Genomic DNA, 22,865 nt, shown 5'->3' on the forward strand with positions numbered 1-22,865 from the left:
CAATTTTAATTAACGTAGGAGGATGTATGAGACAAACAACTATTGTAAATACACAACAAGCAAATAAAAAATGATATGTAATCGATGCTGAAGGACAAGTTTTAGGTCGTCTTGCTGCATTTGTTGCTTCTGTTTTAAGAGGAAAAAATAAACCTACATTTACACCAAATGCTGATATGGGTGATAATGTTGTTATTGTAAATGCCGCTAAAGTTATTTTGACTGCTAAAAAAGATGAACAAAAAATTTACTACTCACACTCAGGTTATCCTGGTGGTTTAAAAAGTATTACAGCAGCAAAGTTAAGAGTAAAAAGACCTACTGCATTAGTAGAAAAAGCAGTTAGTGGAATGATTCCTCATACAAAACTTGGTAATAAACAGCGTCGTAATTTATTTGTTTATGCAGGTCCAGAACATAATCAAAAAGCACAAAATCCAGAAAGATTAGAGGTTAAATAATGAACCAAAAATTAGAATACCGTGGTTTAGGAAGAAGAAAATCATCTGTTGCTCGTGTTAAATTAACACCAGGAAAAGGAAAATTTTTAATCAATAAACGTGATGCTCGTGAATATTTAACATCTGATATATACTTAAAAGATGCTAATCAACCTTTTGTATTAACTGAAACATTCGGAACATTTGATGTTAATGTTAATGTATGTGGTGGTGGATTAAGTGGTCAAGCCGGAGCAATAAGATTGGGTATTGCTCGTGCTTTATTAGAAGCAAGCGCTGATTACCGTGCTATCTTAAAAAAAGCAGGAATGCTTACTAGAGATGCTCGTGCTAAAGAGCGTAAAAAACCTGGATTACGTGCTGCACGTCGTGCAAGACAATTCTCTAAACGTTAATTTTCAAATAATGCTAGATTATTATATAAATATGATATAATAGTCTTGCTTATGCGAGCGTAGCTCAGCTGGTTAGAGCACACGACTGATAATCGTGAGGTCGATGGTTCAAGTCCATTCGTTCGCACCATATCAAATTTGACTAAACAAAAGAAGGTTTTACCTTCTTTTGTTTTTGTCTTTATTGTTTTCTTAAATATTTTCTCGATCTTTGTAAAATAAAAATGCTTGATATAAGTCTTTATAAATTACATTACCATTGCTTAACTCTTTAAAATGATAACCAAAAATTAAAAAATAGAATATCGGTAGTGCAGATTTTGAGTTTATTATAAAGGCCTTTACAGATAACATATTCATCAAAAACTTCTTATTATTATCAAAAAGATGATACAATGGTTTGTTTTCATCTGATTTAGACTCTGTTTCACCACTTAAATATAATTCGCTTTCATCATATTCAAAGTATATTAGTCATTCATTGAAGTTATTTTTCATCTTTTTGTTTTTAATGTACATCTGTATTATAAAATAAAATAAAAGAATAATTATCAAAAGATATACAGCATCAAAAATATGAAAATAACTTAAGGTGCTAATCAAGTCGTTATCAAAGTTGATTATTTTATAAACAGATAAATTTATTAATAATTCATTTAAAAATAAGGAAAAAGTTATAAATAATAAGAAGATACCATATGAATATAGCTTATTTTTACTTTCTTTTATATATAACAATGCACCTTTTTTAAATAATATATTTGTTTTCTTTGCTTCAGAAATATGTATTAGTTTTTCTGTTTTATATAAAAGAAAATTAGTAAATGAATTATCTTGAACAAACAACTTAATCAATAAGGCAAATGAAAATAAAGATATTATGAAAAATAAATTTATAGTCGTTAGTATAATAATGGATACAATCATTATTTAAACTTCCTGATTAAAAAAATTCACATAATCCATATATAAACCATAAAAATAATCACTATGTTCTTCTTTAAAAGATTTGTGCATATCAAAGATAAAAAATGCAAAAATATCATATGCATCGGCTTTGAATAACTTTTTAAATTCTTTAGTTGTCATTATCCTATCCTTAAAATCAAAAATATTTGTTGGTAAATGTATATAGTTATTTATCGGCAACCCACTATTAAAATAAATATTTACATCTAGCATATTTTTAGTATCTAAAATGTTTGTATTTTTTACTTTATAATCAAAATATTTAAGTACTTTTTTACCAAGAAAATAACCCTTAAAACAATATCTAAATGTGAATATATCCATAACCAAAAAGGCTATATATATAAATACAAAAAGTAATATCATTTCTGGGAATGTTTTAGAATTTAAATAATGATCTAATAAAATAAATAACAAAGTAAGTGGTGGTAAACTAACAAATCTAAAGATTATGATTATAAACCAATATAATATTTTTCGATTGTAGGTCAATAGATACTTACGAAACTTATATCAACCTTTAATAAAATTTATGTGGTATTCATTAGTTTTTTGAGTTATATCCCTTATATATGTATCTTTTGTTATAAAAAAGAAGTTTTGATATCTTTTTGTATAAATAACAACAAAAAATATATGTACTAGAATCACAAAACAAATATTTATGATAAGAAAAATAAAAATATATTCTATTGTCATATTATCCTAAATTATCAGTTTTTGTTTTATTAGGTAATTTTCTTATATATCAATAATTATATTTTTTGTTAGATACTTTTTGCAACCCTCATAAATGAAGTAATCAATCTGGCTTATCTAACATTTGATTTAAAGTTAATACTTCATTGGTTTTAAGATTTTTGAAAACTAAATTTCTTCCACCTATACCACCTTGGTTATAAGGTTTATTTAGTGGTGTTTCCTTTACAACTACTCATTCTACGGTTTTAATATTATCTAAATTTGATGCGATGTTTTTTAATTTATTCTCTAATGATCTTAGATAGTCATTTACCTGAGCATTCATATTATCTATATTTTTTATTTCTAAACCAGATAAGACTCCATCTAGTATGTCAAGTTCAAATCAAGGAATATGAACAAACATTTTTTGCACAAATACACCTTTACTTACTTTGCTAAATTTAAAAAAATTTCTTTTATAATTTTTAGCAAGAGTATAAATATTTCATGTTCATCCTGAAATTACATTCTTAGCATATGAATAACCTTCTAAAACTACATCCAGCAATGATGATTCAGGTAAATTAAAAAATCCCTTTAATTCTTTTCTGTTTTTTATATAAGCATCTCTTTGTGTTTCAAAACTATCTATTATAGCACTTAGTATAAAAGAAGTTGTAGCAGACAAACCACTCGCAATGAATCCTAAACCCAAACTAAATATCCCTAAAAAGAAACTAAAAGCAGAAGCGACAGCAGTACCTACTTGTAAACCGTACATAATTTTTAGTCTTTTGTTATATCAAAGTATATTATCATTTATATCTTTATATGTTTTTACAATTTTATCTTTCTCTTTTTCAAGTTCAAAAAACTGCTTTGTAAGTGTTTTTGAGTTTACTTCACTATTATCAATATTAATAACATAACCTTTATTTGTATCTAAAATAACTCTTTTTATTTTTGTTTCATCTCGTAAAGATTCTTTTGTTTGTTCTTTATTATTAGTGATATTAGATTTAAAATTATTCAATGATGTCTTTAATTCTTTTTTAAATTTTTTATATCCATCATTTGAAATAAAATTGTTGATTTTTTCTTGTTGTTCTGGTGTAACTACATTATTTTCTTTATATATTTTTACAAAATTACTTGCTAGTTCCTTAAAATCAGTTATGGAAATCTCATTGACTGCTTTTACTGTGCCTTTTTTCTTTGACATTAAATTTTCGACTATATTATCAAGTAACACATCTTTATTTTTAAACAAAGATTTAGATAAATATGAAACTTTTTCTAATTCATTATATTTTTCAGTATAAGTAAGGTTTTTAGTTAGCTTACTTTCTATTTGAACATTATTTTGATTTATTCCAGATAAACCACTTAGTCCTGCAATGGGTTCACCTAATTGAAAAATTACTTTTTTCATATAATTCCTTTTATGTTTTAATTTTATCAAAAATTTTGTATTTTATACAACCTATTTATAGACAAATATTAACTTAAATTATATGTTAAGCGATAAAAGTGTATAAGTGTTTCTTCATTTTTTTAATTAAAATGCATAATAATGAAAATATTTTCGTGTTTTTTAGGTAATTTGTCTTGAATTGCCAACTTTCGACTTGTTTTTTTTTTTTTTTTTTGTAAAATAAATCTATGAAACTAATAAGACTTATAAAATATTCAATTTCATCATTTATACCTGTTATAGCCATTACAACAAGTTGTTCTAAGGTAGAAAGCAAAAAAGAAGAACCTAAAAACCTGGATATTTCATATGATTATGATATTTTTACTGTTCCATATCAATATACAAACTTTATCAATAAGTTAGAAGCACTAGATGCAAATGATTATGATTTTGTGATAATAAAAACAAGTAAAATTGGTATCACAAAGAAGTTTACAAGACAAGAATTTATCAAGCTACAAGCAAAAATTAAGTCAAACACTTTAAAATTTAATCTAGATACTAAATCAGAAACATTGCTTACATTAGATGCAAACAATGATAAAGAACTTAAATCAATTGAAAAAGAATTACAAAAGTTTTTTAATAACTATTATGTGGATATTAATTGATTTGAGGACACATTAAAAAATATGATTCATGATGCAGGTGGCGGAATTAGTGGTAGAATTTCATATCAAAAAGCAGCTCAAAACAATAAACTCAATGAATATAACGAAGTTGTAAGCGAAATAAAAAACTTCTTCATTAAAAATGCCAATATCAAACTTGCCGATGATTTGCAAATAACAGAAATTAATCAAAATATCAAACCAGGTTATTCGCTAAAAATTAAACTTAAAACAAGCGAGAAAAACTACGAATCAAATGTTATTAAAATTGACTTTTCAAAACCTAAAAAAGATTGAAACGATGCAAGAATTATAGATGAAAATTTAAGAAACACAATAACTAAGAAAATGAAAATTGCTATAAATGACTATTTTGAAAGAAATGAAAATGCAAAAAACTTTATAAAATTCATTAAACTATTAATTTTAATCGATGACAGAGGGATCATAACATCAAAAATTAGTAACTCTCTTTCGAAATTTGTTTGAGAAATGGTTTCTAAACTTCCTTTTATTAAATATGTTCCTTTCTTTTTGAAATATAAGTTAGAATTGATAACAAATAGTTTTGTAAATAGATTCATAAATAGATTCATAAATATTGCAATTGCATCACTGAAAAATAAAATCGCAGCAGGGTAAATACTCTGCTTTTTTTAAAAGGACAAAAAAATGGTGGAAGCAACGGGAATCGAACCCGTGTCCACACATAAATATAATTCATACTTCTACAGTTTAGTTTATTTTATTAATCAAATTATTTAAAACAAACAAAATAAATAACTTGATTTTAGCTTATTTAAGATTATTTATGCTAACTAATAACCCGATCCTTGTAAACCTTGTTTAATAGTCCAGGAAAACTAAAAACAACTTGCTCGCTAATTCTTATACGAAAGCAAAATTTGATTGTGTTGCAAAGAACACTGGTGAAACTTCTGAAGTTTCTGTTTTATTATCTTTTCCGTTTAAAAAAGCCTAGTAGAAATTATAGTCTTCCACACTACTGCGATACAAATTTACCTATATATGTCGAAACCATTATGCCCCCAAATAAGTTTTTAAAGTTTTTTGTAACCTTTTTTCAACTTCTTTTTTGGCTATTCTTTCACGTTTGTCATACTTTTTCAACCCTTTAGCAACTGCAATTTCAACTTTTATCTTTGATACTTTGTTAAAATAAATTTTTAAGGGAATAAGTGTAACCTGTTGAGTATCCAAAATATATTTTAACTTACGAATTTCACTTTTATGCATTAATAACTTACGGATTCGGGTAGGTTCACATTTTACTTGCATATATTCTTTAAAAAATGCTTCATTTAAATATATTTCATTTTTATAAATTGAACCATAAGCAACATCAATACTTACAGAATTAGCGCGGGCTGACTTAACCTCTCATCCTTGTAGTTGAATGCCTGCTTCATATTTATCTAAAATTTCATAATCTCGATGCGCTTGCTTATTATTTGCAATAATTTTCATAAGTTAATATATTATACAATTTTATTCGAATCATATAAAATGAGAATCTGTTTTTTATAAACCTTTATACATAATAATTTCTTAATTATTAAAATTTACATAGTCAAAATATAGCCCGTGATAATATGCCACATGTTCTTTTCTAAATGATTCGTGCATTTTATAAATAAAGAATGCATATACATCCTGTGCATCTGTTTTAAAAGTTTTCTTAAAATAAGAAACTCTTAATAAGCGAACTTTATCGTCAAAAAATCATCTTGGGATATATATATAATTATTTGGTTTCAATCCGTTATTAAAATATACTGATGCATCTAATAGTGGTTGGTCTTCTATAACTATTGCTTGTTTAACTCGCTGGCCAAAATGTCTAAGTGACTTTTTACTAAATAAAAAACCTTGAATATAAACATAAAATACAAACATAAATGCACTATAAGGAATAACTAACATACTTAAAAATTGAAATATTCAAATACCTGATGATGCCCCATCTTTTTGATAAAGCACCATATTAGTAATATAATAAATCAAAATCGTAATTAAAAGAGAACTTGTAATTGAAACAATATATAAAAGTTCTTTATAGATTTTATATATATATTTTTGTATTTTATTTCAACCATTAATAAAAGTAATGTGATATTCATTTGATTTTATTTTTATATCACGTTTATAAACATCTTCTATAATAAAACAAGGATATTGATATCTTATAATATACAATAAAATAAAAGTTGGCATCAAAATTAATAGAATAAAACCCGCCATACCACCATTAATTCCTAAATAAAACTCTAATGGCATTTTTACCCTAAATTATCTATTTTTGTATGATTAGGTAATTTTCTTATGTAAAATTGTTTGGTTTTTGGGTTATAAACTTTCCTAAGATTTCATAATCATAGTTGTATGTCAGATTTTTTCAGCATTTCATCTATATTCAGAACTTGCCCAGTGCTTAGGTTTTTAAAAACTAAATTTTTTCCTCCTACTCCACCGTTACTATAAAGATCAGTTTGTAGTGTCTCTTTTATAACAACTCATTCAACTTTCTTAATCTCATCAATTTCTTTTGAGATAGCAATTAATTTTGATTCAATACTAGATAAAAAATTATTTATTTTAACTGCTACATCGTTTGTTTGTTTTATTTCGTTAGCATTAGTATATATATCGAGTCCGTCTAAGGCTAGTGATGGTATATGAATAAAAAGTGATTTGAGAAGTTTTGTGCTCCCTTCGATAGCGAATTTAAAAAAATAACCTTCCTTATAATTCTTTGCTGCTGAAAATATGTTAAGTGCATATCCATCAATTACATTACGTGCATATCCATAACCTTCATATACACTTTCACCAATATTTTGTTTTGATGGTTTAAATATCTTTTGTAATTGCTTCATATTATTTAAATATACATCTCTTTGTGTTCTTATATTTGAGATTGCAATACTTAGACCAATTGATGCAGTCGTTGAAACTACTGTCCCGATGAAGCCTCAGCCCAAGCTAAAAAAACCTATTATTGTACTTATTACAGAAGCAACTGACATACTTACTTGTGCTGCTAATAATTTTTTTAGTGTACTATTTAAATAAACAAGATTATCATTTATATCTTTATAAATCGAATTTAATTGTTTTACTTGCTTTTCTAATTCAAAAAAGTGAATAGTTAATTTTTTTGAATTTTCTTGTTGGTTGTTAATATTTATTTGATAACCTTTTTCTCCATCTAAAACAATTTGCTGAATTTCTTGACTTGATCTATTTCTTCTTTTATAGTCTTCATATTTACTTCTTAAATCCGATTTGAAATTATTCAAGTCTTTTTTAAGTTTCTTTTTAAATTCTACGAATCCTTTATTGTTAATATAATCACTTAATCTACTTGCTTGTTGATTTGTAATTAACTTCTTTTGTTTATATATATTTATAAAGTTTTCAGATATTTGCTTAAAGTTTGAAAAAGTAATTTCTGTTGTTGCTTTTGTTACAGTTTTACTTTTTGAAGCAATGCTTTCTGTAAGATTATCTAAAATTTTATTATTATCTTTGAATAAATCTTTTGTAAGCAAATCATCATTTATAAAATCTAATACAACTCTTTTTTCTTCATTTTGAACTTCTAATTTAACATTATGTGCTGGAACACCAGCAATACCACCCAAACCAGAAATTGGATCACCTAAATCAAATAGTAATTTTTTCATATTTTCCTTTCTTATTTTATGTTTTCATTTTATCAAAATTCATAAAGTAGGACAAAAAGATTATCATAAATACCTGTTAATCCTTTCGTCCTACTTTGTATTAATTATATAACCCTTTTTTATTTATTCATTCATTTTTTAAATATAAAAATTGTTTATATAAATCTATATATATAAGGTTCCCGTTATGAACTTCTTTAAAATGATAACCTCAAGCAAAAAAATAATTCATAGCAATTATTTCTTGTTTTTTACTTGAATAGCCTATTAAATATTCATAATTTAGCAAAACCTTCTTCTCACTTTCATAATCAATATGATAAATAGGTTTATTTTTAAAATAGTTGGTTTCAGTAATTCCATTTAAAAAGTACTCATCTTGATGAAATTCAAATTTTTCTATTAAATTTTCTATTATTACTTTAGATTTTCTGAGTGCCTTGGTATATAATTTCAAAAACTTAAAAGTAACAATAAAATATATTACATATATAATATCTATCATCCTTATATAATTCAAATTTATAATTTCAGAATCTTTCATTTCAAATATATTATATTTTATTGCAATTTGTAGAGATATTTCTAATATTAATATAGCAAAAATTAATGATGTTAGAATACCAATACCAATTTTTTGATGTGTTTTACTTTTTTTAAGAAATATTTTTGCACCTTCTTTAAATAAAATATTAGTGTTTTTTGCAGATTCTAATCTAGACAGTATAGTAATTTTATTAGTTACAAAATTAGTCATATTAAACCTTATAAAACTTACAATACATAGTCAAGTACTTGGTACAGCAGAAAAAATAAAACTAAAAATAATTACCATAATAAATATAAAAGAATCTCAATCCATAAATATATTTCCTTATTACTTTATTTTATCAAATATCCCTATTTATTGGAAAATATTAAAAACTTTCCTTATTACCTTGCGCAATAAACAAGGGAAGAAAAATTAGCATAAATAGTTGTTAATCTTTTTACCACCATTATCCCTTCATAAGTATATAAAAATACTAGTCATAGCTAGTATTTTTATATAGTATTCTTATCTTTTTAGCGAACCACGAGCAATCGATTCTTCTAAAACTTGTCGCATCAATTTACCAGTATGACGATCTCTTTGGGTAGGAGAATCATAGTAAATATAGGCTAATAATTGATCATTTCAATAATTTCGTATGTTTGTGCTATATGACCTATTTCCTAACACGAATTCTTTATTAAATCCACCACCTCTAGCCATTCCCATTGCAACCTTTTTATCTGTTGTAAGTTTATTAAAAATATCTTTATGTCTAGGATCATTAATTGCTTTTTCAAAACCTGACCATAAACCACCAATAAAGTAACCTTCAACATCTAAACCTGCAACATTTCAGAAAGGTTGACCTGTTACACCTGCTCCCGTATGGATAAATCATAAGATAAATGCTGAAAGTCTAAATAATAGTCTGAATTCATCATTTTTATAAAAGTCTTTACCTATTTTATATTGATTTTTGCTTAGTTTTACAATCATTTGACGATATATAGGTGCAAAAATTGAACCTAGTAAATCCGAAACTTTATCTCCGTTCCTGAATATCTCTGTTATTCCACCATATACTACTCCATATGGTGTGGGCACTTCTTTTTTAGTATTCAGGGAGCTTGGTTTATTCGATGAACCCGATGCATTCGAATTACTTACAGGTTTCTTTTTAAGTATCAATGTATCAATAAAATGATAAATTCCACCTCTTTTTTGTATATCACTGGTTTCAAATAAAGAATTTAAAAAACGGAGATAATTTTCATCACCAATCGAATTTGCAATAAATGCAATTAGATTAGCTTGACTACCCATTTTACCTATATCAATGTTTTTATGATCATTAGTTAATATCATGTATAAAGCACCATCTAAAAAAGCACGTTTTATATAAGCAAAATTATCTTTATTTTTACTTAATTGTATTTTTTTAATGTTTTCATATATGTTATTAACTATTATAGGTAGTTCAGGACGTTTCACTAATGCTTTCATAAGGTTACTTATAACATTTTGGTATAAAGTTAGATGCTTGTTTTCAGTAAGATTAAATCCTAGATTACGAAGTTTGGCAATCATCACCTGTGCAAGTCCTTTAGCAATTCTTGGATCAGGGTTAGACAATGTTTCTTTAACTCATGTAGTAAATTTAGATTTAAAGTCTTTTGAATTAGGTGATTTAAATAAGATATTTATCGCTCCAAATCAATCATCAGCAATTTGATAATCATTTCCACGATCAATAAAATCACCTATAACCATATTAATAATATCACGGATATTTTTGTTTTGTAAAGCTAAAATAATTGTGTCATTAATTACACTTGGATCATTAAAAACTCCGTCTTCAACTAAAACCTTTGAAAGGTTAAGATCGTGAATTACTTTAGTTATTTTAGTCTTATCATCTAACAGGTTTGATACTAAATTTACCAATAACTCCTTAGCGCCAACTTTATGCTGTGTAATAACATGATCGTTAATAACTTTTTTAATAAATGGAAAATCAGTAACTTTTATCGTTTGTAATGCATTAGCGATAAACTTAGATTTAAATCCATTAAAATCATTAACCTGTTTAATGGTTTGTACCATTGAATCAGCAAGGTTATCAAATACACCAATTCGATTAAACATATTGCCAAAATCATTTGCGAATGCTTCGATAAAGTCATTAATATTAGTTGATTTCTTAACATTTAAAAATGATACTGCTTTTTCAATCACTGATTTAATTGCTGTTTTAGTTGCAGCTGATGATAAACCATCTAAAGCAAGTTTTTTAATTGAATTTTTAAACTCACTTTCATTTGCTGCTACTGAAATATATTTTTTAAACACATCGAAAAAAGTGTTTGAATAAGCAAATGTATTTACATTATTTATGTAGTATTTAGCAATATTTGTAATTAATGTTTTTAATGTATCTACTTTTAACGCAGAATTAATTAAATTAGTAAATTCGCTTTGTGATAAAAATCCATTTGTAATAAATGCTTGAGTTTTTGCATCAAAAGCGTTTCAAATAAATCCACCAAAATCAACTTTTTGTATTGCTAATTTAACTATATTTTCAACTAAAATAATAAAATCATTTTTGTTTTGTTGAATACCATTTTCTCGAACTACACCGTTAAGTAAATCAATGATTTTTGCTTCATAATCATGAGATGAAACAAATAACTTGAAACTTTCTATTAATTTATTTAATACACTATTAAAATCAAAATTAAGTCCATTTCTTGCTACTTCATCAACTGATGAATCAATTAATAAATCTGTAACAGGAACATAATGATTAACTTCTTTAATTGCACCTAATAAAGCTTTTACTAAGTCTTCTTTATGTGATACATTAGTTAATAATGCAGCAAAGTCTGAGTGTTCAAGTTTATGAATAGCAAATTTAGCAATAAGGTTCTTGATATCATCATTTTTATAAAATAGAGATATTAATTTCTTACCAATAGTTTTTAATGAATTTTTAAAATCATCATTATTGAATATATTTTTAATTAATTCAGAAAGATTATGTGAGTTTTTAATAACATCATATCTACTTATAACATTATCTAATAAAGTTGCTATTCTTGATTTAATTTCATTATTTTTTAACAAACTTTTAATTACTTTTTTAAGTAACTCTACATCAATGCCGTTGCTTGTATATGAATTTGGGTTCTTGAAAATATAAGCAAACATTTGATCGACAAATGCATCATTTTCACTTATTGAGTTATATAAAGCAACACCAATTTGTACTACTGTATTTTTATGATTTTTAATATTTTCGAATGTTTGTAATGCTGCAATTAAAACATTATCATTAAATACAAACAATTTTGGTATTTCAACTTTTAATTTTGCTGCATATGCTGCAAATGAATCCGTTGATGCAAATGTATCAGTTAATAAGTTAATTAAGGGTTGATATACATTAATTTTTTGTAAAAATGGAATTATTGAAGAAATTAAATCATGAATTAATGAAATCTTATTAATACCAGCAAGATTTAAGCCTAATTTATTTATCCATTTATCTAAAACACTTGCTAATATATTTGAAACCTTTGTGTTTGTTAATATATTTTGAATTCCATTTGCAAAACTTGTTTTAACAAAATTTTCAATATTGGTATTTTGTAGTAAGTTTTTAAACAAAGCAAAAGGGTTGTTTAAATATGTTATTCAATCGGTATTTTTAATCAATTCAGGTACAAATGTCTGTATTGCTTGAGTTGATAATGTATCGTTTAATACCACTTTTACAAGTTGTTTAATATCATCTTTTGAAATAATCGATAGTATTTGTTTGTTATTAATTGAATCGATTGCAGAATTGATAAATTTATCAAAATATCCATTATTTTTTAAATGAATTAACAGTTGTGTAACAACCTTAATAAAGGATTCTTTATGTGTGGCAATAACGTTTGTAGCAAGTAGTGAATCTACATATTGCTTAGGATTTTTAAATACTTTTTCAGTAATAATTTGTGATATTTGATTAGGTATTTGAGCAAGTTTTACTAATACATCATCAGTACTTGAAGCAGCTTGTTGCAAAGTTTCAAATACTTTTTCGATAATAGGATCAATTAATCCAATGTGATGCACAACATCTTTGATATTACTTACAAAAGCACGAATAAATACTTCATTTTCTGTTACATTTACACCTTTTTGAACAAGTAAATTCTTAATGAGTTCATAAAGCGAATTATTGATATCAGAATTTTGTAATAAATCATCAATAAATGCTTTTAAATCAACTTTTATAGAATTTATATCTATAACTGTTAATAATTTTTTAAATAAATCATTATATGAAGTAACATTTTCAAATTCGTTAATATGTTCAATTATTTTACTAAATGTTGCATTAATTAAATTGTGAAAATGAATGTTCTTCAACATTGCTTTAGCAACATCTGAAAGTTGACTTAATCCGATAAAGTTTTGAATCTGTGTTTTTGTAGCAGTTGGTAAATTATTTATCAATTCATCAACAAAACTTCCATCACCTAATTTTGTAATTATATTAGTTATAATAGTGATAATATCGGTTTTATTTTCAGTAAATAATCCAGATTTAATTACTGCTTTTAATAACTTAATAATATTTTCTTCTTGCTTATTATCCTTGTTTAAACGAGCTTTAAATCCATTTAAAATCGCATTAGCAATACTTGTAAAATTAAAGTTTAATCCGTTGTTTTGCAACGATGCATAAATTACTTCAAAAGTTAATTCACTTATATCAAGTTGACTATCAACTATATCGTATATCTTAATGATGTTTTCAGCGAGTTTATTTTTATCATTTACCCCTTTTAAATATGGTTGCAACACTTCCTTATTTAAAAGTGATATTACAAGTGATTTTAGTTTTTCTTTAACAGATGCTTTTGAAACAAATTCTTTGATTAAAGCTACTACTTTTTCTTTAATAGAATCTTTTAATCCAGTAATATTAAAAATTGCTTTAACTAACTGGTTATATGAATCAGGTGCTTTTAATGATGAAATATGATCAATAGCACTATCACCAAGTGATTTAATGATTTCTTTAGTTTTTGAATCTTTAAGTATAGTTTTAATCAAATCTCTTAAAGCACCCTTTGTAAATCCTAGGGTAGTTTCTATTGAATCAACCGAGATTTTTTCTGCTAATGCTTGTGTATTAGCATCTGTTCAATATTTATCTAATAATTTGTTAAAAATTTGTTTTAGTCAATTGTGCTGATTTTGCACAAATTCTGAATTTAACAATACTTTTACAAATGCATAATTATTTAAATCAATTGCTGATAATAATTTATTTGTAAATAAACTAATTAATTCATTTGTATTAGTTGTTTTATTAATTTCAGCTACTGGTATAGCAAGTATTTTATCAATAATCGAAACATTACTATCAAGGTTATTAATAACCTTAAGTAATGGGTTTAATTGATTTAATTGTTCATCACTTAATTTTTGCGATGCATCTATAATCTGATTTGAAACTAATGCATTATTTATGATATCCTTAAAGATTAAAATGTTGTTAACAAGACTATTAAAGATATAGTTAGCAACCGTTGCTGTATATGCTGGATATTTTTTAACTGCATCTGAGTTATAAAGTTTTTTAACTAAATTATGTAAGTTTTCAATAACTTTGGTTTGCAACTGTGATGCTAATGAAGTTTTTAAAGTTGCTACTCTTTGATCAAAAACTGATTCAGAATCATCAAAGAATGTTTTTAAGTTATTTGCAACTAAGTCAATAATTCCTAATTCTTTTGCTCATGAATATGCTTCTTTGAGAAAAATATTTAAAAACTGATGAGTTTGTGGATCATTATAAATTTCAACAAAGTTAAATTTTATAACATTCGATAGAATGGTATTAATATTTGATACCAAGCTATCATCATTTAAAATTTCATCGATTCAAGTTGTTAAACTAGTTTTTAGTTGTTCTCCGTTAATAGATTTAACAACATGATTCAATAAATCTTTGATACTGTTTATTGATTTAAGATTTTGGATGTTATCTAAAATGTTATCAACAATTCCTTTAAATAAATTTTTAGTAGATTCTTTATTTAAAAATGAATAAATAATTTGATCACTTATTTGTTCTGATGTATATTTATTAACTTCTGCTAAGGTTGCTTGTGGAAGTAAGTTCAAAATTTTTGAACCTAAATGTTCATCTGTTTTAAAATAGTCATATACATTAATAAAGATTTGCTTTAAATCGTTTTTATGGTTTGAAATGAAATTATCTGGCAACCCTTTAATTAAGGTAATAACTTTTTGTGAAATAACATCTGAACTAAACTCGGATGCTATTTCATTTGCAAATAAATTAAGTATCTTTATAGGATTAGTATTTCTTGAATTTTGATATAAATCCAATGCTTTAAATAAATGTTCTACAACTTTTAAATTATCAAATTGTGATAATAAATAGTCTAATAAATCAGAAATAAGTTGGTTTTTATTAGTAGTATGTGCAAAGATTCATAAATTACCTATTTTTTCACTAATAATGTTTGCTAATAACTTCTTCAATGTAGCGTCGGTTTTATATTCATTAATAATGTTGGTAATCGATTCTTTGTTTGAACTTATAAAGTTAGTGTCTTTTAAAAATAGATTAATTATGTCTATTCAACTATTTGCATTAACAAACTCTTGAGAGTGATCTATGATAAATGCTGCAAAATTGGTAAATATAGAGTTAAATGCAGTGTTTTTGATTATCTTATCAAACAAAGTCTTTGATTCTGTCTTATTAAGTCCTAAAACACTCTCTGGGAGCATTTTGTCAAGTGCTGCTGAAGCATATTGATCTTTAAATTTAGCAAAAACTTTATTAATCAACTCTTTTAATAATTCTTTATTTGTAGTAAATAAAGGGGTATTTAATAAAAGTTTATATAAATCAAGATCGCTAAAGTCAAATAATGATATTAATTGCGGTAGTTTTGATAATAATGAATTTACATCATCAGAAGTTGTAACAAGTTCAATAACTTGTTCAATTAAAGGATTTAATTTATTTAATGACTTAAGTACACTTAAAGCACTTGGATAAACAGAATTAAGAACAGGTAAAAACTTTTGATCAAGAGCGAAACCATTTGCATTTGTAACTTCATAAATTATCTTAGCGGTTGTTTTAGTTAGATCATTATTATTAATTACATCTAAAAGAATCTCTTTAATTTCTTTATTTATAACTTCTTTAACTTTCGGTTCTTTTAAAAGAATTGAAACAAGTTCTTTTGGTGATGATAGTTTATCAAGTAAATCAGGATTCTTTAAAACACTTTCTAAAAGCGCAACTACTAACTTCATTGTTTGTGGACGATTTATAACATTTAAAGTTAATTGCAGAATTTCATTTTTATCAACATATTTTGCTATTTGTGGTTTATCAAGCAAGTTGCTTAATAATGATGTTATACCATTTGAAAGCACACCTGATTCTTGTAATGAATTTAAAACGACAGCAGCGGTATTTAACACACCATTTGAATTATCTTTAATTCATTTTTGATTCAATAAATCCTTAATTTGAGTAATTGTGTTAGTAGTGTATTTGTTTTTAATGATTGCAAAAATTGCATCCGGGATTTGAGCAAGAATTTTTATTGGTTCATTCGATGTTTTAACTGCCTTAAGTTTATCAATAAATGCATCAATAATCGGATTGATAAGTTGTTGTTTTTGGATATATGGGATGATATTTTGTGAAAAATCACTTATAAACTTGATATTATCTGAATTCTTAATATCTATCCCGAATGTAGCAAGCGATGTATACATTACATCATTGATGATTTGTGGTAATTCATTATTAGTTAAAATATTATTAAAAATTGCAATTAATTGTGGTTTAAGATTATCAATTGGTAAATGTTGTATTGCTTTAGCAATTAAATCATTTAGGCTTTGCGCTTTATTATATTCAGCAGTATTATTTAAAATAGCATCTAAGGTTGCTTTTAAAATATCAAGTATTTGTGGTTGACTAAATACTAAATTAATTAACTTATCAAGTGATTTAGTTGGGATATATTTTGCAATCGAACTATTAGCAAAAAGGTTAGATACAGATTTTGAAATCCCTTTTAATGTATTTAAATCTAAGGCATTACTGATAATTTGTTTTATAAATGCTTTATGATGCTGCAATAAATCAGAATTTAAAATCGTTTTAATAAAATCAAGTAATTTTGGTTCATTTTGCGATCCAATAAATTCTGTTGTAATTAAAGATCTTAATGCTACTGAAAATAAATCACCGATACGGTTGTATCCGTAATATGGAAAACTATTCAATGTATATGAGGTAAATTTATCAATTAGTTGTTGGTTATCATTAAGTTGTTTTAATAATTTAATTAAATCATTTATAACAACATTTACTTCATCAGATGTGATATTTGCTGTTAAATTATTTTCTTTTAAAAAGTTATAAAGAAATTCTGAAGCAACTGCCTGTAGTTTAGGACTAGTTAAAAACTCGAATAATAAGGCATTAAGATGACTAGAAATGCGAGTATTGATTTGTGGATCTTTTAGTATATTTGAAAACACATCAGATAAATTTGAAACATCTGTAAAGTTATCTGGATGTAAAGCATATGAATCCGCAAATGCTGAAACTAGTTCTTTAAGATGCTCAGAATTTAAAACAGAATCAAGTATTGATGAAATATCAGATTCTTTAACATTATATTTTTTAATTGGTGCTAAAATCGCATTCATTACAGCAGATTTTACATTTGGTCCGAATACCTTAATTGCATTATTTAAAATGGTTTTTAAAGCATCAGCAAACTCTGTTTTATACTCTTTAACCATATCACTTGAAGCAACAGCAGAAATTACTATAGCAAGGTTATCTATATTTAAAATAGAGTATTTAAATGCTGCAGAAACATTATCTAAGGTAAGTTGATTTTGTTCTTGATATTCTTGTAGTTGAGTTTGCAAGTTATATAAAATTCTTTGTAAAGTATTTGAACGAAGTAAAGATTCAACTAATGAGTCCTTAGCAAATTTACCACTAGCAACTTTTTTATTAAACAACTTTGCTAACTTACGCTCTGGATCTAAAACATTATAAATAGAGTTATTAGTTAAAAAATCAAACGCTTCGCGAGTTAGATAAGAAAAAGTTTCAGTTAATTCTGCAATGCGATTTCCAAAATTATATATATCTCTTTTGTCATCAATTTCTTGTTCATAATTATTTTCTACATCTAAATATGAAGCAGTGTTTGGTCCAAAAAGTTGTGAATTAGGAATAATAGGTTGGATTTGGTATGTTGCACTATTGGCATCAAAATCCAAATATTCTTGTGAAAAATCATACCCTTTATAATCATTAATATTTAGTGATGGATTAGTGATTTTTAAATATATATCCATTGCCATTTTTTTGTATCCAAAAGTATTTGGATGGATATCGAAAAAGATAGTAGATAATTCGGAAGCATGTTTATTTCAATAATCATTATTAACAGGTTGGATAAAGTTAATTTTATTAATAATCGCAGTCTCTCGAATTCCTTTGTTTAAAACATTTACCAAGATATCAAGTGGTGAAAAATCTAAACTTCCACCAAACAATTTTGCTACATATTCCTTAATCACATTGGCAATTAATAACATCGGAGTAGGATAACCGATAAAGTTTATATTAGCATTTGGAGCGAATTGTTTTAAATTTGCTACGAATGTTGTAAGTCTTTTTTGTGTTTCTCTTAACGCATTATTAAATAACTTGTTTATTAAAACAACTGCATCAGAAATAATTGCTTGACCTTTTAAATAATTTTTTATTAAGTTAGTTACATCATCAGTTGCTAAGTTTTGGAATAATAGAAACAAGATATCATTAGCAGATAATGAAAAAGTAACCAAGTTTGCTTGTTGTAACTTGTCTTTTATTTGTTGAGTTTTTGCTTGTCAGTCATTTCCAAAAATACTTAATGTATCTTCATCCTTAACAAGTGAATCATCATAAGGGATTCCAAGTAACTTGATTCAATCAAGTAATCGAGAACCAGATACGGCAAAATTATTAAATGCTTTAACACGGTGGTTTTGATTTAACAAACGAGCTAAGTATGCAGGATATGAAACACCCGAAATACTTCCATCACTTTCTAATTGACCAGGATATGATTGTGGCAAGGTTCCATCAAATCCTTCAGTAATCGAATCACCAATCGCGACATAACGAATATCTTCATTAGCAGGAATAAAATGTTCTGATTTTTTACGTTTTGCCTCATCAATATGGTCAAATTTTTGATCACCTAAAATATTTACATTTGACAATGTGCTCTTAGGTGGTTGTACAGGTTGTTGTGGGAGTTGAGTATTAGGTATAAGAACTGGTTTTTGATAAAATTCCTTGCCTCCACGAGGTAATTCTTCAGAAGAACCTGGTGCCTTACATGCAACTGCAATAGTAGTAGCTGCTAATAAAAGGGTGGAACTTGTTATAAGAAACTTTCTTTTTTTCATACTTCCTTTCACTTCATTATATATTTTATATATAATGACTTTTTTATATAATACCACATTTATCCAAAAAAAAGAATGATTATTGGTCGCTAAATACAAGCAAAAAGCACACATATAAAGATTGAAAAGAAAATTCAATCCTTGTATGTATGCTCTTAATATAACTAATTTGATAAATTTTGGTGCCCAAGACAGGGCTTGAACCTGCACGGATTGCTCCACTAGATCCTTAGTCTAGCGTGTCTGCCAATTTCACCACTCGGGCTTTTTGTTTTTATATTTTAGCATATTTTTACAAAAAAGTTAAAAAAATTAAAACGCAAAGCATTTTAATTAAATTAATTCGTTCTTTACAAATACATCATGAATGGCATCAAATGCTTCTTGTTCATCTTCACCCATAACTTTAACAGTTACTTCTGCTCCACATTTAACACCTAAAGACATAATATTCATAATTGATTTTAAATTCGCTTCACGTCCACCTGATTGTAATTTAATATCAGATTTATATTTTGAAGCTACAGTTACAAGAATTGAAGTAGGACGTGCATGAAGTCCAATCGGATCAACTATTTTAGCTGTAAATTCTTTCATAATAGCCTTTCATTATTTTATTAAATATTGCTACAAATGATAGCATGAATAAAATTTTATACTTTTTTTACTGTTTTTCACTAAAATAAAGTAATATTTTGTTAAATATTTATCATATTTGTGGAATAAATCGCATATTTTATGTGATTTGAACTTTTTCACCTTGTATATAGACATAAAAGTAATATAGTTATGAAAATAAAGTGATTTATTTGTTTACGATAGAAACAAAAAAACCTTGCAAAAACAAGGTTTTTAATATTTTCCTGCTTGTCAATCTGCAACTTCTTGAGCAGTTCCGAGCACAAAATGATCATCGTTTATTTTAATTCATTCAGGTTGGTTATTTTCATCATATTTATGCATATTGATATCATAAACATATCCAACCAAACTTCCTTTGCTTCCTTCAATTGAAGGAACTGCATCAAGTAAGCTTTTGGTATATGGATGCAATGAATGATTCATAATTTCTTCGGTTTTTCCTACTTCTAACAATCTTCCTTTATTCATAACAGCAATTCGATCAGAGATATATTCTACCATACGTAAATCATGTGCTATGAATAAAATTGTAAGTTGATACTTTTCTTTTAATTCATTGAAAATATTAACCACCTGCGCTTGTATAGACACATCAAGTGCTGAGATAGGTTCATCTGCAACCAATAGCTGCGGACGCAGTACAACAGCACGAGAGATACCAATTCTTTGTTGTTGTCCACCTGAAAATTCTAATGGATATCTACGCAATACTGATTCATCTAAACCAACAGATCTTAATATATCACGAACTAATAAACGCTTACATTCTTTTTCAGTATGTTTACTTAATTTATCACGTTCTGCTCTAAGTTCATCAAATAGTTTAGTTATATGTGGTTGATTTAATTTAATCACTTGGTTATATAAATCTACAAAGAATGCTTGATATGAAATATCTTCATTGGTTGCTATTTTAATATCTAATTCTTTTTCATAATTTCCAAAAAATTGTGGGTGGTTTTGTTGTGAAAACTCTTTATATAATTTTACTTTTGCTTCTTGATCATAGTTATACAAGAAAATTTCTTTTGCATTTTTGGTATTAGTTAAACCTTCTGAAACAATTGCTTCAACATTAGCATGTGGATTTAACGAGTTGGCCGGATCTTGAAAAATCATTTGAACTTTGTTGGTTAAAAAGTTTTCAATTGCTTTATATTCAGCAAGTTTTTTACCTACTTTGAACCCACGAGTAAGTTTTCTCGGTAAGGTTTTATCAAGTAGTTTAATTTCACCAAAGCTATAAGGAACCAATCCCACTAAAGCACGACCGATGGTGCTTTTACCACTCCCTGATTCGCCAACAAGTCCTAAAACTTCACCTTTATAAATGTTTAAATTTAAATCACTGACTGCTCTAAATGCTTTAATTCCACTTCCATAAGTGATATCAACATTGCGCATAGTTACTAATTCACTTTCACCATGCTTTGGGCGTAGCATTTCTGCTACACCTTTAGTTTGAGTTCGTCAAACTTCTTTTTCACCAAATAAGAATCTTTTAACTTTATATAATGTTCTTTCGTTACTCATTTTCAGCTAAAAATTCCTTTCATAATCTTTGGATAAGTTCAGGTGGTTGGTATTTTGGAGCTTGTGGATCTAATAAAGCAGACTTAACACGGTGAGTCTCTGAAACATAATAAAAATCTGGTTCAATTTCAAAGTCACGCCCTAATGCATAATCATTTCTTACCGCAAAAGCATCACCTTTGATGTTATTTAAACTTGATGGTACACTTCCACGGATGGTTGATAAACGACTTCCTTTGTTAACATCGGGCATGCTAAGGATTAACCCCCATGTATATGGATGCTGTGGATAGTGTAAAATTTCATGTGCTGTTCCTTCTTCTATGATTTGTCCTGCATACATAATAGAAATGTAATCTGAAATCGATGCAACAACACCTAAATCATGGGTAATAAATACGATAGATAACTTTAATTTAGTTTGTAAATCTTTAATAATGTCTAAAACTAATGCTTGCACAGTTGGATCAAGGGCAGTGGTTGGTTCATCCATAACTAGAATTTTTGGTTCTAATGCAACTATTGCAGCAATAACTACCCGTTGCACCATACCACCAGACATTTCATGTGGATATAACTTCATAACTGCTTCAGGATCATTTATTTTAGTTAGTTTTAAAAACTCTACAGCACGATCATAAGCTTCTTTACGGGTTTTAACAACCTTATTTAACAGCATCCCTTCCATAATTTGTGTTCCTACTTTCATTGTAGGATTAAGTGTTGACATTGGGTTTTGGAATACAGCAGAAACTACACGACCACGATAATGTGAGCGCTCTCAATCGCGAAATGAGAATTTTTCAACATTATTGTTGTATAAAAGAATTTCTCCACCATCGATAACAGCATTATCACCAGTAAGTCCATATAGAAGTGATGTTATTACTGATTTTCCTGATCCTGATTCACCGATAATTGCATGAACTTTACCTTCATAAACTTGCAAGCTTGTTCCACGAAGCACAATATTTTTTTCTCCTGGACGAGCTGGGTTAGTAAAAGAAAGTTTAATATCTTTTATTTCTGCAGCAATTTTTAATTTACTTCCATCTTCAAAAGTTCGGTATTGTACATTTTTATAAAAATTATCTCAATTGAAATAAGAACGTTTGAAACGGGAAAATAAAGAAAATTTCTTTTGTTTTTTTGAAACTTGTTGTTCATAGGTTTTTGTATCAATGTTAGTTTGTTGATTTAAAGATTCTTGATTTTGGTTTTTTAAACTTAAATCATTAGTAGTTTTGTTAGTTTTTGTATCAAAACGTCTAAATCATCTACTATTTTGTTCTTTTCTCACAAT

Annotated in this window: 14 protein-coding genes, 2 tRNA genes and 1 other RNA gene; 4 read left to right on the top strand and 13 right to left on the bottom strand. The window is 26.5% G+C overall.

What is annotated here, in order from left to right; translation table 4 throughout:
* Positions 1–26 precede the first annotated feature (26 nt).
* From rplM to ACXYRQ_RS01580, 3 genes are all read left to right on the top strand, one after another.
* A complete protein-coding gene (rplM, locus tag ACXYRQ_RS01570) occupies positions 27–461 on the top strand; it encodes a 50S ribosomal protein L13 (protein WP_435128939.1) in 435 nt (144 codons plus the stop codon).
* Positions 461–856, top strand: a complete 396-nt coding sequence (gene rpsI / locus ACXYRQ_RS01575; RefSeq protein WP_435128936.1) for a 30S ribosomal protein S9 — start codon at positions 461–463, stop codon at positions 854–856. The genes rplM and rpsI overlap by 1 nt, the downstream gene beginning before the upstream one ends.
* A 53-nt stretch (positions 857–909) precedes the next feature.
* A tRNA-Ile gene (locus ACXYRQ_RS01580) sits at positions 910–986 on the top strand.
* 62 nt (positions 987–1,048) lie between these two features.
* Here the strand turns inward: ACXYRQ_RS01580 and ACXYRQ_RS01585 are convergent.
* From ACXYRQ_RS01585 to ACXYRQ_RS01595, 3 genes are all read right to left on the bottom strand, one after another.
* The gene (locus tag ACXYRQ_RS01585) at positions 1,049–1,711 is read right to left on the bottom strand and encodes a hypothetical protein (protein WP_458614611.1); all 663 of its coding nucleotides are present in this window, start codon (positions 1,709–1,711) and stop codon (positions 1,049–1,051) included.
* A gap of 75 nt (positions 1,712–1,786) precedes the next feature.
* Positions 1,787–2,038, bottom strand: coding sequence for a hypothetical protein (locus ACXYRQ_RS01590; RefSeq protein ID WP_458607341.1), 252 nt, complete (start codon positions 2,036–2,038; stop codon positions 1,787–1,789).
* A 487-nt stretch (positions 2,039–2,525) separates the two neighbouring features.
* Positions 2,526–3,941, bottom strand: a complete 1,416-nt coding sequence (locus ACXYRQ_RS01595; RefSeq protein WP_458614612.1) for a hypothetical protein — start codon at positions 3,939–3,941, stop codon at positions 2,526–2,528.
* A gap of 230 nt (positions 3,942–4,171) precedes the next feature.
* Here ACXYRQ_RS01595 and ACXYRQ_RS01600 point away from each other — a divergent pair, with 230 nt between their 5' ends.
* On the top strand, positions 4,172–5,239 hold the full coding sequence (locus tag ACXYRQ_RS01600) for a hypothetical protein (protein WP_458597589.1): 1,068 nt from the start codon (positions 4,172–4,174) through the stop codon (positions 5,237–5,239).
* A 31-nt stretch (positions 5,240–5,270) separates the two neighbouring features.
* Here ACXYRQ_RS01600 and ssrA read toward each other — a convergent pair.
* The 10 genes from ssrA to ACXYRQ_RS01650 form a co-directional block, all read right to left on the bottom strand.
* Positions 5,271–5,648, bottom strand: a transfer-messenger RNA (tmRNA) gene (gene ssrA, locus ACXYRQ_RS01605).
* Complete coding sequence (smpB, locus tag ACXYRQ_RS01610; RefSeq protein ID WP_458614613.1) at positions 5,639–6,085, bottom strand: SsrA-binding protein; 447 nt, start codon at positions 6,083–6,085, stop codon at positions 5,639–5,641. Before smpB ends, ssrA begins: the two co-directional genes overlap by 10 nt.
* 81 nt (positions 6,086–6,166) lie before the next feature.
* Positions 6,167–6,895 (bottom strand): hypothetical protein, encoded by a 729-nt coding sequence (locus ACXYRQ_RS01615; protein WP_458614614.1) that lies wholly within the window; start codon positions 6,893–6,895, stop codon positions 6,167–6,169.
* A gap of 2 nt (positions 6,896–6,897) precedes the next feature.
* Entirely contained in the window at positions 6,898–8,304 is a 1,407-nt protein-coding gene (locus ACXYRQ_RS01620) for a hypothetical protein (RefSeq protein WP_458607343.1), read from the bottom strand.
* 100 nt (positions 8,305–8,404) lie between these two features.
* Positions 8,405–9,061, bottom strand: coding sequence for a hypothetical protein (locus tag ACXYRQ_RS01625; protein ID WP_458597593.1), 657 nt, complete (start codon positions 9,059–9,061; stop codon positions 8,405–8,407).
* 300 nt (positions 9,062–9,361) lie between these two features.
* Positions 9,362–19,387, bottom strand: coding sequence for an SGNH/GDSL hydrolase family protein (locus ACXYRQ_RS01630; protein WP_458614615.1), 10,026 nt, complete (start codon positions 19,385–19,387; stop codon positions 9,362–9,364).
* Between the two features lie 180 nt (positions 19,388–19,567).
* Positions 19,568–19,652: transfer RNA gene (locus ACXYRQ_RS01635), tRNA-Leu, on the bottom strand.
* Positions 19,653–19,720: 68 nt separating this feature from the next.
* On the bottom strand, positions 19,721–19,984 hold the full coding sequence (locus ACXYRQ_RS01640) for an HPr family phosphocarrier protein (protein WP_435128905.1): 264 nt from the start codon (positions 19,982–19,984) through the stop codon (positions 19,721–19,723).
* A 255-nt stretch (positions 19,985–20,239) separates the two neighbouring features.
* Positions 20,240–21,562, bottom strand: coding sequence for an ABC transporter ATP-binding protein (locus tag ACXYRQ_RS01645; RefSeq protein ID WP_435128902.1), 1,323 nt, complete (start codon positions 21,560–21,562; stop codon positions 20,240–20,242).
* Complete coding sequence (locus tag ACXYRQ_RS01650; RefSeq protein WP_458597595.1) at positions 21,555–22,862, bottom strand: ABC transporter ATP-binding protein; 1,308 nt, start codon at positions 22,860–22,862, stop codon at positions 21,555–21,557. The genes ACXYRQ_RS01645 and ACXYRQ_RS01650 overlap by 8 nt, the downstream gene beginning before the upstream one ends.
* Positions 22,863–22,865 lie beyond the last annotated feature (3 nt).

This window comes from Mycoplasma sp. 394, assembly GCF_054353895.1.